Raw genomic sequence first — 14480 nt, forward strand, 5'->3', positions numbered from 1 at the left:
TCCGATTTGACTCGGATTTAAAATCAAGTTCGTTCCAGTTCAAGAAAACTACTAGCTTTCTTATCCCTTTTACTGTTTTAAGGTTGACATCGAACACTTAATGAGGTCTTTCACGAATTCAGTGTGAAAGTCGTTCGACAGAGTCGAACTTCATTTTGTTCTTTGTCTGTTCTGAATATTCTCTTAAGAATTTTCAGGGTTGTTGTCTATTGTTTAATTATCAAGGTTCTTATCTTTTCTTGCTACTCATGTACGAATCAGCTTGTTCATAATAGCATTTCTTAGTACATTTTGTCAAGAACTTTTTTCGTTTTTTTCAAATCTTTTTCACATCCTTTTAACAGATGCATCCGCTCTCATTCTCAATCGCTTCCGCATTAGAACTTCGAGCAAACGGAGAAAGAGGGATTTGAACCCTCGCGCCGCTATTAACGACCTACTCCCTTTCCAGGGGAGCCCCTTCAGCCTCTTGGGTATTTCTCCAAAATACTGATCTACAGCTTTACATATCACAAGACATATAAAAAACTACCGTCGCACAGACTAGTAGTTTTAAAGCGGAGAGGGTGGGATTCGAACCCACGCGCCCTCTCGGACAAACGGTTTTCAAGACCGCCTCGTTATGACCACTTCGATACCTCTCCATATATTCACTTGTTTATCGCTTCTGTATCAGCGACATGTTGTATTCTAGCACACTTCATGCCGCTTCGTCAATATCTTTTTTCATATTTTTTTATTTTTTTGTATCCCTGTACTTTCCCGTAGTTAAACACCGCCTGCAAAGCCTCTTTAATTCAGATCTCATCCCTGTCTGCGACGTTCCAGCAGAAACATTTTTGCAATGTCCAGATCTTCCGGTGTCGTTATTTTTATATTTTCATAGGAACCTTCAAATAACTTTACCGGCATCTTAAGCATCTGTTCCAAAACCATTGCATCATCCGTCACCTGTACAGCGCGTTTCTCCATAAGTTTGGAATATGCATCTGTAATCAATTCTGTTTCAAATATCTGTGGTGTCTGGACTGCCCAGACATATTTACGTTCCGGTGTTGCTGTCGAATATGTCTTATCATCTACGATTTTAATGGTATCTTTGCTTGGCATACCAGCTACACAAGCACGACATTTGCACACTGTATCATACCCTCTTCTTAAGATATTTTCTGTCACAAACGGTCTTGCTCCATCATGAATAAATACATAGCCGGTCTTGCTCTCTTCGCCAATTCTTCCATCTGCAATTGCCTGCAGACCATTCCAGACGGATGCATAACGCTCTGCGCCGCCTTCTACAACCGCCTTTACTTTTGAAAAATGATATTTTCGTACAATTTTTTCGTAAACTTCTTCTTCCTGTCCCTTTCCTACTACAAGAACAATATCATCTATAATAGATGATGACTGAAAAATCTCCAGTGTATAATAGATGACCGGTCTTTTATAAAGTTCTATATACTGCTTCTCTACAGAAGCATGCATACGTTTTCCACGTCCTGCCGACAGAACGATTGCCGTACAGTGTTTCTTCTGTCTGATTCCCATTATCTTTCACCTAACTTCAAGTTCGGGACTGCATTCAGATCCCAACCGTGCCTTGTTCCATTTATATATTCATAATATGCAGCCACGCCGATCATTGCTGCATTATCCGTACAGTAGATTGGCGACGGATAGTAGAACTGTACACCTTTTTCTTCACATGCTTTCTTCATTGCAGCACGCAGTGCACTGTTTGATGCCACGCCTCCTGCAATTGCAAATTTATCCACATGATATTCTCCTACCGCATGCATGGCATTTGCGACAAGTACATCTGTAACAGCTTTCTGGAAAGATGCTGCAATATCCGCCTGATTGTATTCGATTCCCTTCATCTGACAGCCATTAATATAATTCAACACAGCAGACTTCACTCCACTGAAGCTGAAATCATATGGTGAATCTTCTACATGTGCACGTGGAAATGCAATTGCCTCTGGATTTCCTTCTTTTGATACCTTGTCAATCTTTGGTCCTCCCGGATAACCGAGCCCGATTGCTCTGGCTACTTTGTCAAAAGCCTCTCCTGCCGCATCGTCTCTTGTACGTCCGATAATGTCAAATTTGCCGTAATCTTTTACGCGTACCAGATGGGTATGTCCTCCGGACACAACAAGGGAGAAAAACGGCGGTTCCAGATCTTTGTGTTCAATAAAATTTGCTGCAATATGTCCTTCAATATGATGCACTCCGACCAGTGGTTTCTTCGCAGCATATGCGATTGCCTTCGCTTCGGCAACACCGACAAGAAGCGCCCCAACCAATCCGGGACCGTAGGTTACTCCGATTGCATCTATATCTTCCAGTGTTACTTCAGCTTCTTTTAATGCTTCTTCTATTACCTGATTAATCTTCTCAATATGTTTTCTGGATGCGATTTCCGGAACAACACCTCCATATAAGGTATGAAGTGCAATCTGCGAAGAAATCACATTGGACAGCACTTCCCTGCCATTTTTCACAACCGCTGCTGCTGTCTCATCACAGGAACTTTCAATTGCCAGTATTAATATATCTTTTTCTTCACTCATTGTTTTACCTTTCTTTTCTCTGTTTGTTATTCACATTCTAATCCGAAAATACAAGTTCCACCGAACGCCTGTCTTTTGCTGCAATCGCATTCGGGAAAATCTCTCTCACTTCATCCATATATTCTTCCGGCTTACTGAGTGATGGGCTGTAATGCGTCAGCCACATTTCTGCTACTTCTGCATCTTTTGCCAGCTTTGCCGCCTCATAAAATGTCATATGCTTATATTCTTTTGCTTTTTTCTGCTTATCTTTTTCACCATACATACCTTCGCAGATAAACAGATCCGAATGCATGGCATTCTTGCGGATAGCATCTACCGGTCTTGTATCGGTACAATATGTCAGTTTCAGACCTTTTCTTGCCGGTCCTAATACCATATCCGGAGTATATACATGCTCTCCATCTTCTACAGTCTCACCTTTTTGCAGAATTCCCCAGAACTGCTTTGGAATTGCATTTGCATTGGCGCGTTCCACATCGAATTTGCCGGCACGATCTATTTCCATCGTATAGCCATAGCATGTTACATTGTGATTTACACGGAATGCCTTCAGTCGGTATCCATTCATCTCAAGTGTCTGCTCCTGATCTTTGATTTCTATATATTTGATAGAAAACGGAAGCTCCGGCGCGATCACACGCAGTGCATTGACAACCCGTTCCAGCCCTTTTGGGCCAACCAATGTCAATGGCTCCGTCCGATCTGCATTTCCCATTGTAAGGAGAAGTCCCGGTAATCCACTGATATGATCTCCATGATAATGTGTAAAACAGATCACATCAATCGGTTTGAAACTCCAGCCTTTTTCTTTAATTGCAATTTGCGTTCCTTCTCCGCAGTCGATCAGCAGGCTGCTGCCATTATATCTCACCATTAGTGACGTAAGCCACCGGTACGGCAACGGCATCATCCCTCCTGTTCCTAACAAACATACATCTAACATATTTTTACTTTACCTCTGTTTCTTCTCTTTTTCTTAACTGTCGCACGTTACAGGTATTGAAAATCCAGATACGATCCTGTCATAGCAGTCCTCACAAAGATCAAACGCGTCTTTCTGTCCGTCTTTCTTCGAAAAATACCCCCAGTGCTTCTCCACTTCCACGATATCTTCCTGTGGGACTTCGTTTATTACCGAAATTTTCTTTCCGCAACAGTTGCAAATAATCTCATCTAATTTTTTTATCTCTATTTTTTGTGTTCTGTAATGGCGCATACGTTCCTCCTGCATGTGTCGGTCACATTTTTTCTCTTTGTTACGCCTACATTATATTCTTTCATTTTGCAGATTCCTAGTGGAAACTGCTGACAATTATGGTATCTGCCGGCTCATCAGAACCGCATCTTCCACCGGATCTGTATAGTAATTTTTACGCACTCCGTCCTCTGTAAACCCAAAAGACCGATAAAGTGCTGCCGCACAGTCATTTCCGGCACGTACATCCAGCATCCATCTGTGGATTCCTGACGCTTTACACCACTCTGTAAATTCATTCATAAGTGCTGTAGCGATTCCCCGCCTCTGAAACTTTGGTGCAACTGCGATTTTGACAATCTCCGTCTCATCCAGCACATAAGAGCAAAATAAATATCCTGCCAGTTTTCCTTCTATCCATGCCCCTGTATTTCGATATCCCGGTGCCTTCAGTGTCTCTTCTATACTGCCTGAGCTCCACGGATCCGGAAATGTACATTTTTCAATTGCCAGTATCTCTGATACTGACTGATTTGTTGCTTCTAATACATCCTGCGGATCAAAAATCCGGACTTCTATTTGCTGCTTCATCTGCGAAACCTCATCAATCAAAATCTACTGACCGGATTTTTCCTTTTTCTCGCGTTCTGCACGTTCTCGTTCTGCCTGTGATACACGCAGGTAATCCGGGCGGTGTTCCATTGCTGTGACTGTTCTGCCTTCTCTATAATAATTCATGCCAAGTGCACCTACTGCTGCCGCGCGCTGTCGGTTCAGGTGAGCAGGCGCAAACTGAATCTTCATATCTGCAAGCAGCTCATTTTTCAGCTGTTCTCTGAAAGCCGGTACACCATCTCCCAAAAATGTTACTTTCTGATTATATTTTTTTAATTTTTCTGCCAGTTCTTCTATCGGAACTGCCATCTGTTCTTCCATAACTTTAAGTTCATTATCTGCACATGCATAAATACCTGTATAGACCTGCCCTCTTCTCGCATCCATGATTGGACAGATCAGTCCTTCTGTACCGCAGAGATTGTATGCCAGTCCTTCCAGTGTCGGCACTTCTACCAACGGCTTCTTAAGTGCAAGTCCCAGTCCTTTTGCAGTTGCTGAACCGATACGAAGTCCGGTAAATGAGCCAGGTCCGCTCGCGATTGCAATTGCATCGATCGTATCCAGGTCTAATTCTGTCATTTTCACAATCTCATCCAGCATCGGAAGCAGAGTCTGAGAATGTGTCTTCTTATAATTCACAGTATATTCGGCAATCGTCTGCGCATCTTTCTTTTCATTTTCTGATTCCAGAACCGCAACTCCTGCTACAAGGCCGGAGCTGTCCAGTGCTAATATTCGCATATACTAATCCTCCGATAATCAAATCCTTTTTCCAGATCTTTTTCTATCTTAATCTCTGTATAATGTTCCGGTAAGATCTCTTCGATCAGGTTCGCCCACTCGATCAGGCTCACCCCGTCACCATATATATAATCTTCATAGCCAATCTCATCCATCTCTTCGACATCTCCAATCCGGTACACATCAAAATGATAGAACGGCAAACGTCCTTCCTCATATACCTGTACAATTGTAAATGTCGGACTGCTTACCGGCTCCAGTATATCCAGACCTCTTGCCAGACCTTTTGTAAAAACAGTCTTGCCAACGCCAAGATCACCGACCAGCGTATATACCTGTCCGGCATGTGCTTTCTTACCAAGTTCTAAACCGAACGCATAGGTTTCTTTCTCACTGTTTGTCTCTATTATCATGGATATTGTCCTCTCTGTTATCTTTGCACACGAACCGCCGGTGCCGGCATATTTTCATAAATCAAGTCTGCGATTTCTTTGTATTCCGCTTCAATCTGGTTTAACGGAAGAATAATTGCCTGCCCGGAATTACTGTATAAGATCAATATTTTCTTCGTTGTCACTGCACGCTTAAATGCATCCCACGATGCCATTCCACTGTCTGATTCTGTTGTTGTAAGGATTCCTTTCTCTGAAAATTCATAAGTCACCGGCACACTCAGACGATTGGAATGTTCCATCTGTTTTGTTACACGGTTGCGGATGATCATCTTCAATCCGCCCAGAACAAACGCTGCAAACAACGCAAATACAACTGCCAGTGCGATCTGCTGTTTTACAAGAAATGCCACTGCCAGTGCTACGTTCAGTACTCCAAGGACATTCCGGAATATTCCGATCTTACCGGAACAAATATGATGTATCGTAAAGTCTGTCACCGATGGGACATCCAGTTTTACTTCTACTTTTACTGCCATTTACACGCACCTCCAAATTTTCGTTATATTTCATTGTAACACATCTTTTTTTTCCGTGCCACTTCTGTTATAGAAAAATAGGTATTATTACCAGCGTTTCACCTGACGCATTCCTCGGTTTGAAACCAGATTCATCAACACAATAATCAGAAATGCAATAAAAATTACGATTGCAACCCAGACACCTGCCGTCGCATAGTCTCCATCCTGGATAACCATGGCAATCCTCTGTGAAATCGTTCCTGTTTTTCCCGGAATGTTACCTGCCAGCATGGATGTTGCGCCATATTCGCCCAGAGCCCTGGCAAATGTAAGGATTGTTCCTGACAGAATTCCCGGACCTGCTGCCGGAACTACTACTTTCCAGAAAATAGTAATCTCACTCATTCCAAGTGTGCGTCCGGCATGAATCAGGTTAACATCAATCTGTTCAAACGCCGCTCTTGCATTCCGGTACATAAGAGGAAATGCAATAACTGTTGCTGCTATAATACAGCCAAGCCATGTCTGCACGACTTTAATGTGGAACTGTTCAAACAAAAAAATTCCAAAAGGTCGTCTTCTGCTGAAAATCAACAAAAGGAAAAATCCTGCTACTGTCGGGGGAAGTACCATCGGCAGTGTCAGAAAACCATCCAGAATGGCTTTCATCTTAGGTCCTGCCTTTACCACTTTTCTCGCCGCATAGATGCCAAGAAAAAAGGAGAAAATCGTAGCTGCTATACCTGTTTTCATGGAAATATAAAGTGGGCTCCAGTCCAGATTTCGTATAATTTCTGCCATTTTTTCATTCCTCCTGTGTTTTATAATCATTTGTTATGTCCGTTATTTCTAAAACAGACTATGCTTCCCGCATAGCCTGTATCTGTTTTCTATCTATTTCATGTTTATTTTACATTTGTGTCAAAGTAATAAGAATCAAATACTTTCTTTGACTGATCCGATGTTACAAATTTTAAGAAGTCTTCTGCTGCCGCTTTCTGTGCTTTGTCAGCTTCATCATTTTTCACTTCTGCGATTGGATAAATAACATCCCCTGTCAGATCATAGCTTACTTTTTCCAGGATATCCAGATTTTTTTCGTATCCATATGTATCTGAATAGTAAGTGGTTCCGACTTCGCAGGATCCTTCTACTACTGCGGAAAGGACTTTACTGACATTATCCTGTTCACTGATTTCCACACCGCCAAGCGCTTTGGAAACTTCTTCTGTTGTAATCGTTGCCGGATCTTCCACTTTTTTCAGCTTACCAATAGATATCAGTGCCGCTCTTGTATATTTACCAACCGGAACACTGCCGCCTGCTAATGCAATACTTTTAGCGTCTTTTAATGTTTCCAGACCTTTTACTTTTGTTTTGCTGCCTTTTCTTGTTACAACAATGACCTGATTGTTTACTACATTTTTTCTTGTACCGTCTACAACCAGTCCGTCCTCTTCAAGCTGATCCATCTGTTTCTGTGCTGCTGAGAAGAATAAATCACACTCATACCCTTCTTCAATCTGTGTCAGAAGTGTTCCTGAACTGTCAGCATTATAAGTGATTTTTACATCCGGGTGATCTTTCTGATATTCTTTTGCAAGTTCTGTCATGACTGTATTCAGACTTGCCGCAATAAATACCTGGATCTCTGTCTTTTTCCCGGATTCCTTTTTTGAATCCTTGCTCTCGTTTTTGTTTCCCGCACAGCCTGCTAAAGAAAATACCATAACAGCCGCCAGCACTGCTGCTAAAATTCTTTTTTTCATTTGTCTTCTCCTTTTGATTAGATGTTGATAATTAAGAAAAATCTCTTCTTATAAATTTATAATCTAATCTTTGAAAGTTTACACCCATAGGTAATAAATAATACGAGCTTTGCCGAACTTATTATGCTATACCCGCGCACATTCGCGGCTTGTCCCACGGAGTACTTCAAGTCCATGTTCCAGGTGTGGCAGCAGAAATCTCAGTGCTTCCTTTACTGCTTTGGGGCTTCCCGGCAAATTAATAATCAGAGTTTTCCCCCTGATTCCCGATACTCCCCTGCTGAACATTGCCCTCGGTGTAATCGTCATAGAATAATTACGAATTGCTTCTGCAATTCCATTTGCCATTCGATTGCAGACCTCGATGGTTGCCTCCGGCGTTACATCTCTTTCTGAGAATCCGGTGCCGCCGGTTGTAAATACAACATTGATCTGCCTTTGATCGGCAAGTCTTTTCAGTTCTTTTTTTAATGCTTCTTTTTCATCCGGCAGAAGCAGGCTTTCTTTTACGATATATCCAGCCTCTTCAGCAAGGCTTACCGCCTCCGGACCGCTCTTATCTTCTCTTTCTCCCCGTGAGCCTTTATCGCTCAACGTAATGACTGCTGCAGTAAATGGACGATTTTCATCCAGCGGTAACTTCTCTACTTCATCTCCGACTTTTATGTGTCCGCCTTTTACTACTTCAGCAAATACACCTTCTCTCGGCATGATGCAGTCACCCATCCGTTTATAGATCTCGCAGTGGCTGTGGCAATTCTTCCCGATCTGCGTCATTTCCAGAATCGCATCTCCGATTCGAAATCTGGTTCCGACAGGAAGATCCCGAAAATCATATCCTTCAATAATCAAGTTTTCGCCAAATGCTCCCAGTGCTACATCCGCACCTTTTTCTCTGAATTTCTGTATTTTTTCATAAGAAAGAAGGCTGACCTGCCTGTGCCAGTTACCACCGTGGGCATCTTCTTGCAGTCCCCAACCTTCTATTAAATTCACTTCTTTTTGTTCTTTTTTGACTGTACCTCTTTTTTCACTGGTACAGATTCCGACAATTTTTCCCATAGATTTACCCTCCGATCTGTGCCATTTTTTTCTTTTCCGACACTTTTTCAATCTCTGAAAAACAATGTTTTTTCGGTTTTATTTGTATTGCATGCTTTATATTTTCTCTGATTTTTTCCGAATCACCGCATCTTGCTACATCACGCACAGATATCGTTTCATCATAACAGAGACATGGTTTTAATTCGCCTGTAGATGTCATGCGCAATCGGTTACAGGAATCACAGAACACACCATGTATTGCACTGATAAATCCTATACTTCCTTCAAACCCAGGAATTTTATAATAGATTGCCGGTCCATTTCCGTGTTTTCTTTCATCCGGTTTTATATCCGGATAGATTTCTTTTATTTTCTGAAACAGCGTTGTATTGGAAATCGTTTCTCCTTCTTTTCCTTCTCCGATTGGCATGAGTTCCAGAAACCGGACATCGACAGGAATATCTTTTGCCAGAATCAGTAATTCCTTCCATGAAGATTCATTTCGCCCTCTTTGTAAAATCGTGTTGGTCTTCACATGCATTCCCATCTTCATTGCAGCTTTCAGCGACTGCAGCACCTGATCCAACATTGGAAATCCGGTAATCTCTGTATAAACTTTCTGATCTAATGTGTCCAGACTGATGTTGACACTCCGAAGACCGGCATTCCAAAGTTCCGGTAAATATTTTTCAAGCAGCACACCATTTGTTGTAAGTGTGACTTCCTCTGTACCTGGAATCTCATAAATCATCCGGATCAGATCTGCACAGCCTCTTCGCACAAGCGGTTCACCACCGGTAATTTTGAATTTATGAATGCCAAGTGAAACTGCTTCCTGACAGACACTTACAATCTCTTCATAAGTCAGAAGGTCTTTCATAGGGCAGAGCTCTATTCCGTCCGGCATACAATATTGGCAGCGCAAATTGCACCGGTCGGTAATTGAAATACGCATATAATTGATTTCTCTGCCACATAAATCCTTCATTTCTTCTATCACGCTCCTTGTTCTCTTCCTTCTTGTTCTCTTCCTTCTTGTTCTCTTCCTTCTTGTTCTCTTCCTTCTTGTTCTCTTTGTTCACTGAGAGGGCTGTCTATAAATGATTGTTTTACATTCTTACTCCGCAAGAAGTTCTAGCAATACTTTTACAGAGCCTCCGCACACCATGCCTTCTTCGCCTGCGTCTGTATTTTGCAAATCTACAGAACAAATGCTGGCTGTGTCTGTTTCGCCCTTCCTACTTTGCGGTTGTATAGAAGTTAATGTCCGGGCTTTTGACATCAGCAGTCTTGCTTTCTGCACAACTCCGGCTTCCATACAGCCTCCACCAATCGTGCCAATACAGGTTCCGTTTTCGCAGATCAGCATCTTCACGCCAACGCCCTGTGGCGCAGAACCTTTTCTATCTATAATTGTGGCTAAGACTTTCTGTCCATAATCTGTATCATTTTCTATCGCCTTACGGATTTCTTTGGAATAGCCGTAGGTGCGTTTCTTCTTATTTTTTACTTCTATGATCTCTGCAATGATCGCAACACCGATTTCTTCCGGTGTCTCTGCCCCGATATTTAACCCGATCGGTGAATAGATCTCATCCAGCACAGCCTGATCGCAGCCTTTTTCCAGTAAGTGTTCTTTTACCATCGCAATGCGTCTGCGGCTTCCGATCATTCCAATGTATGCATGTCTTTTCTTTGTAATCTGCTCCAGGCACTCTTCATCATAGCGATGTCCTCTTGTCACAATGACGAAATAAGTGTCTGCATCTCCGTCGATTCTCTGCAGACCATCCGCAAATGCTTCGCAGTATACTTCATCTGCTCCTGCTTTTCTCGCCGCATCCGCAAATTTCGGTCGGTCTTCCAAAACAATCACATGACAGCCGATCATCCGCCCCATACGGATTACCGGAATGGAAACATGTCCGCCACCGCAAATGACAAGTTTCTTTTCATTGCCTAATGTATCACAAAATACTTGTTCATCAGAAAGCTGTATCTTTCCACTTATATCCAGCTTATGAAGTTCTTCCGGATGTTCTCCAAAATATCTGGCATAGCGTTCTTGTGCATCCGATTCCCATACAATTTTATTATCTGCCACAAGACACTTCTCACCCAGATATTCTGTTTGCAAGCTTGTAAGTACCTGTTTTTCCACATCCGGTTCACACTGATCGATTGCCTCGAATAATGCCCACATGTCAGTCGCTCTGCTTTTTACATCTACCATTACCGGGTGCCTCCTTTACCGAAGCCGCAATTCGGGAAGGTGCATTCCGGGCAATTCAGACATAAACCACCTTCTCCAAGTGTATTCAAATCTTCTGCTGTTAATATTTCACCGACAGTCAATCTCGGAAGTACAAGATCGAAAATCGTTCGTTTAGAATACATGACACATCCCGGAAGTCCTAAGACTGGAATTACTTCTTTTCCTTCTTCTCTATAATATGCAAGCAGGAACATGGCTCCCGGGAGAACCGGTGCGCCGTAACTCACAATCTCGCCTGTCACCTGCCGGATTGCATACGGAGTCCGGTCATCCGGATCTACGCTCATTCCACCGGTACAGACAATCATGTCACATCCATCTGCTAATAAGCTACGAATTGCATTTTCAATCATCTGCGGATCATCATTGCAAATCTCGTGTCCACCAATCTCTATATCGTATTCAGCCAGTTTTTCTTCGATCACCGGCGTAAATGTATCCTTGATCCTGTGATAATAGACTTCACTTCCAGTTGTAACAATACCTGCTTTCTTCTTTTTATAAGGAAGGATGTTGAAAATCGCTCCTCCTGCTGTCACATCTTTTGCCTGCTGCATTTTTTCTTCACTAATCACCAATGGGATTACTCTTGTTCCGGCTAATTTATCGCCTTTTTTTACTGGAAAATCGCCGTGTCTGCTGGCGATCATTATCTCGCCAAGACTATTGACTTTCCGTAATTTCTCCCGTTCAATCTTCAATACACCATCTATATCCGCAATCAGTTCAATTTTCCCTTCTTTGACATCTGATGGATGCATATGTTCTCCCTGGCAGATCTGGCGTAAGATCTCTGCCGCATCATTTTCATGCAGCATGCCTTCTTCCTTTTCCCAGACGTAGAGATTCTCTTTTCCAACAGATAACAGAACCGGGATATCTTCTTCTGTCACAATATGACCTTTGCGGAATACTGCGTCCTTCGTCACGCCTTTGATAATCTGTGTGATATCGTGGCACAATACATGTCCGACTGCATCTTCCGTTTTAATCAGCTTCATCTGTAGTTCCTCCTGTCTGTATGTCTATGATTACTTTTTCCAGACTAATAACGCTTTCTTCTGTGATTGAGCTGTTTATTGTGATCGCATTCCGAAAATCTTCACCGTAATACTTATAAAAGGCATCTTCAGCGGCTTTTTGCACTTCTGTTTCCATCTTACGATAAGTTTTGACCAGCTTTTTACCGGCTTCTGTCAGCCTTGCGCCTCCGCCGCCTGCGCCACCTGTCCAGCGTTCTACTATAGATATACCAATCACCTGATCCAGTTTTTTTAACATCTTGCTCCCCTTGGAATAAGAAAGTTCCATCCGTGTACACGCTTTTTGCACAGAACCGGTCTCATCAATCAATTCCAGAAGTTCACACACGCCCGGTCCGAAGAACTTTTCCTGTGTGTCAAAACGCAGACGGATCTTTGGATGGATGCAGTTGTTTATCGTGTTTGTGTCTTTCATAGTAGTGTTTCTCCGAAAAATCCATTTAATAAAATCGTTTTATGAATATATTTATTATAAGTTTCGTTATGTTTTTCAAAATATAACGGTTGTATTTTAGCATATGAAATAAAATGAGGCAAGGGTTAAGATGTTAACTTCCAGAAAGATTATCTATGTCGTTGATTTATTTGATGTCAGCCTGGATTATCTTAATACAGTACATTGTAATTCTATATTTATCTATGAAAAGATTGAGTATCACAACTACTTTTAATAAAATAAAAAAGACGATCGGTTGCATTTCGTACTATTCTGCAAACCACCGTCTTTTTTTCTTTACTTTTATTTACCTATATTCATTTATATATAATGAGTTTACACAACAACCGCATCCATAATCTCCCCGATCGGAGCTGCAATGGTAAGATCTGCTCCGACAGATCTCGCTGTCTCGCTTTTATTGATCACAACCAGGTGTTTACCATGGAAATAATCGATAAATCCGGCTGCCGGATATACAACCAGAGATGTGCCACCGATAATGAGCATATCAGCTTCACTGATCGCACGGATGCTTTTCTGGATTACTTCCGGATCCAGTCCTTCTTCATAAAGGACCACATCCGGTTTGATCATTCCGCCACACTCGCAATGCGGAATCCCCTCCGCATTTTTCACATATGCTGCATCATAAAATCTGCCACATTCCATACAGTAATTACGGTGTATACTTCCGTGCAGTTCCAGTACATTCTTACTTCCTGCTGCCTGATGAAGTCCGTCAATATTCTGTGTGATCACAGCAGTCAGCTTTCCTGCCGCTTCCAGTTCTGCGATTTTCTTATGTGCTGCATTCGGTTTCGCGTTCAGATACATCATCTTTTCTTTGTAAAATTCATAGAATCCTTCCGGGTTATGCATAAAAAAACTGTGGCTTACAATCTGCTCCGGTGTATACTTATAATTCTGATGATACAATCCATCTGCACTCCGAAAATCCGGAATGTTACTTTCCGTCGAAACGCCGGCGCCTCCGAAAAATACAATACGGTCTGAATCATCAATCATTTTCTGCAACTGTGTAATCTGTTCTTTCCATTGTTCCTGCATAATCATGCACCTCCTGATTTATCTTTTTCACAAGGTATCCATATACTACCGATATCATTTTGCATTACATCTATGTGCTTCCAGCCACCCAATCACTTTCCCCAGATCTGCAAGTGTCTCTGTCACTTTCGCTGTCACTTGTTCCGGCACAATTGCAATATCCGGAATATAAATAATTGCACCGCCAAGTGCGATTCCTGCGCGAAGTCCTGCTTCACTGTCTTCTAATACAAGACATTCTTCTGGCTTACATCCGATTTTCTCTGCCGCTACACGGAAAATCTCCGGATCCGGTTTGCTTTCTTTAATCTCATCACCATAGATAAATGCGTCCATTTTATCATACACGCCCGCATCCTGCAAAAGTTTGCTTGCACGTTTCTTTTCTGTGGATGTTGCCACTGCTTTTTTAATTTCCTGTTTTTCAAGATAACCAAGCAATTCCTCTAATCCCTTTTTGACCGGTACCCCATCTCCGGCTATAATCTCATTAAAAATTACATGCTTGGCAGCTCTTGCAGCGTCATAGTTGAATGTCTCTCCAAATGCTTCCATATATAATCTACGAATGACTGCAGGGTTCTTCCCTCTGCAGTCATTCATCAATTCGTCTGTTACATTGATTCCAAGATTCTCTCCTGTCCTCTTCCAACAATAGCTGGATAATCGCTCCGTATCAAACATGGTGCCATCCATGTCAAAAATTACGCCTTTTATCATGCCTGTATTCTGCCTCTTTCTTCCTGCCTGTTCTCGTGAATGTTTTATTCTCATATATACGCTCTCGTTCATTACT

General features: G+C 42.1%; 18 protein-coding genes and 2 tRNA genes. 1 reads left to right on the forward strand and 19 read right to left on the reverse strand.

The genetic code is table 11. From position 1 onward, the window contains the following. Positions 1-394: 394 nt before the first annotated feature. The 17 genes from H8S07_RS08180 to H8S07_RS08260 form a co-directional block, all read right to left on the reverse strand. Positions 395-483, reverse strand: a tRNA-Ser gene (locus H8S07_RS08180). A gap of 75 nt (positions 484-558) precedes the next feature. Further along, positions 559-644: transfer RNA gene (locus tag H8S07_RS08185), tRNA-Ser, on the reverse strand. 160 nt (positions 645-804) lie between these two features. Further along, positions 805-1548 (reverse strand): 2-C-methyl-D-erythritol 4-phosphate cytidylyltransferase, encoded by a 744-nt coding sequence (gene ispD / locus H8S07_RS08190; protein WP_118288431.1) that lies wholly within the window; start codon positions 1546-1548, stop codon positions 805-807. After that, positions 1548-2576, reverse strand: a complete 1029-nt coding sequence (gene tsaD / locus H8S07_RS08195; RefSeq protein ID WP_117537867.1) for a tRNA (adenosine(37)-N6)-threonylcarbamoyltransferase complex transferase subunit TsaD — start codon at positions 2574-2576, stop codon at positions 1548-1550. Before tsaD ends, ispD begins: the two co-directional genes overlap by 1 nt. A 37-nt stretch (positions 2577-2613) precedes the next feature. Next, positions 2614-3522, reverse strand: a complete 909-nt coding sequence (locus H8S07_RS08200) for a ribonuclease Z (RefSeq protein ID WP_118288430.1) — start codon at positions 3520-3522, stop codon at positions 2614-2616. 33 nt (positions 3523-3555) lie between these two features. Continuing rightward, positions 3556-3795 (reverse strand): hypothetical protein, encoded by a 240-nt coding sequence (locus H8S07_RS08205; RefSeq protein ID WP_021859737.1) that lies wholly within the window; start codon positions 3793-3795, stop codon positions 3556-3558. A 96-nt stretch (positions 3796-3891) separates the two neighbouring features. Continuing rightward, positions 3892-4365 (reverse strand): ribosomal protein S18-alanine N-acetyltransferase, encoded by a 474-nt coding sequence (rimI, locus tag H8S07_RS08210; RefSeq protein WP_186855831.1) that lies wholly within the window; start codon positions 4363-4365, stop codon positions 3892-3894. A gap of 24 nt (positions 4366-4389) precedes the next feature. Next, positions 4390-5133, reverse strand: a complete 744-nt coding sequence (gene tsaB / locus H8S07_RS08215) for a tRNA (adenosine(37)-N6)-threonylcarbamoyltransferase complex dimerization subunit type 1 TsaB (RefSeq protein WP_117537863.1) — start codon at positions 5131-5133, stop codon at positions 4390-4392. Continuing rightward, positions 5121-5546 carry a tRNA (adenosine(37)-N6)-threonylcarbamoyltransferase complex ATPase subunit type 1 TsaE gene (gene tsaE, locus H8S07_RS08220; RefSeq protein ID WP_021859734.1) on the reverse strand — a complete coding sequence of 142 codons (426 nt, stop codon included), beginning with the start codon at positions 5544-5546 and terminating at the stop codon, positions 5121-5123. Before tsaE ends, tsaB begins: the two co-directional genes overlap by 13 nt. A gap of 17 nt (positions 5547-5563) precedes the next feature. Continuing rightward, positions 5564-6064 carry a YcxB family protein gene (locus tag H8S07_RS08225; protein WP_118288428.1) on the reverse strand — a complete coding sequence of 167 codons (501 nt, stop codon included), beginning with the start codon at positions 6062-6064 and terminating at the stop codon, positions 5564-5566. A gap of 87 nt (positions 6065-6151) precedes the next feature. After that, positions 6152-6847 (reverse strand): molybdate ABC transporter permease subunit, encoded by a 696-nt coding sequence (gene modB / locus H8S07_RS08230; RefSeq protein WP_021859732.1) that lies wholly within the window; start codon positions 6845-6847, stop codon positions 6152-6154. 104 nt (positions 6848-6951) lie between these two features. Then, entirely contained in the window at positions 6952-7815 is an 864-nt protein-coding gene (modA, locus tag H8S07_RS08235; protein ID WP_186855832.1) for a molybdate ABC transporter substrate-binding protein, read from the reverse strand. Between the two features lie 126 nt (positions 7816-7941). Continuing rightward, positions 7942-8877, reverse strand: coding sequence for an MOSC domain-containing protein (locus H8S07_RS08240; RefSeq protein ID WP_118288426.1), 936 nt, complete (start codon positions 8875-8877; stop codon positions 7942-7944). A 4-nt stretch (positions 8878-8881) separates the two neighbouring features. Next, positions 8882-9847: a GTP 3',8-cyclase MoaA gene (moaA, locus tag H8S07_RS08245; RefSeq protein WP_117537857.1), complete on the reverse strand. Its 966-nt coding sequence runs from the start codon at positions 9845-9847 to the stop codon at positions 8882-8884. Between the two features lie 129 nt (positions 9848-9976). After that, complete coding sequence (locus tag H8S07_RS08250) at positions 9977-11092, reverse strand: XdhC family protein (RefSeq protein ID WP_243176001.1); 1116 nt, start codon at positions 11090-11092, stop codon at positions 9977-9979. Beyond that, the gene (locus tag H8S07_RS08255) at positions 11092-12135 is read right to left on the reverse strand and encodes a molybdopterin-binding protein (protein WP_186855833.1); all 1044 of its coding nucleotides are present in this window, start codon (positions 12133-12135) and stop codon (positions 11092-11094) included. The genes H8S07_RS08250 and H8S07_RS08255 overlap by 1 nt, the downstream gene beginning before the upstream one ends. Then, entirely contained in the window at positions 12122-12592 is a 471-nt protein-coding gene (locus H8S07_RS08260) for a winged helix-turn-helix domain-containing protein (RefSeq protein ID WP_186855834.1), read from the reverse strand. Before H8S07_RS08260 ends, H8S07_RS08255 begins: the two co-directional genes overlap by 14 nt. A gap of 130 nt (positions 12593-12722) precedes the next feature. Between H8S07_RS08260 and H8S07_RS14640 the strand changes: the two genes are divergently transcribed. Continuing rightward, positions 12723-12848: a hypothetical protein gene (locus H8S07_RS14640; RefSeq protein WP_021859725.1), complete on the forward strand. Its 126-nt coding sequence runs from the start codon at positions 12723-12725 to the stop codon at positions 12846-12848. A gap of 101 nt (positions 12849-12949) precedes the next feature. On the opposite strand, the gene H8S07_RS08265 is transcribed toward H8S07_RS14640, so the two are convergent. Together H8S07_RS08265 and H8S07_RS08270 are read right to left on the reverse strand one after the other, a co-directional pair. Then, on the reverse strand, positions 12950-13684 hold the full coding sequence (locus H8S07_RS08265; protein ID WP_330411856.1) for an NAD-dependent protein deacylase: 735 nt from the start codon (positions 13682-13684) through the stop codon (positions 12950-12952). A gap of 54 nt (positions 13685-13738) precedes the next feature. Beyond that, the gene (locus H8S07_RS08270) at positions 13739-14458 is read right to left on the reverse strand and encodes an HAD family hydrolase (protein WP_243176002.1); all 720 of its coding nucleotides are present in this window, start codon (positions 14456-14458) and stop codon (positions 13739-13741) included. Between the last annotated feature and the right edge of the window lie 22 nt (positions 14459-14480).

Source organism: Dorea hominis (assembly GCF_014287705.1).
Lineage (GTDB): Bacteria > Bacillota > Clostridia > Lachnospirales > Lachnospiraceae > Dorea_D > Dorea_D hominis.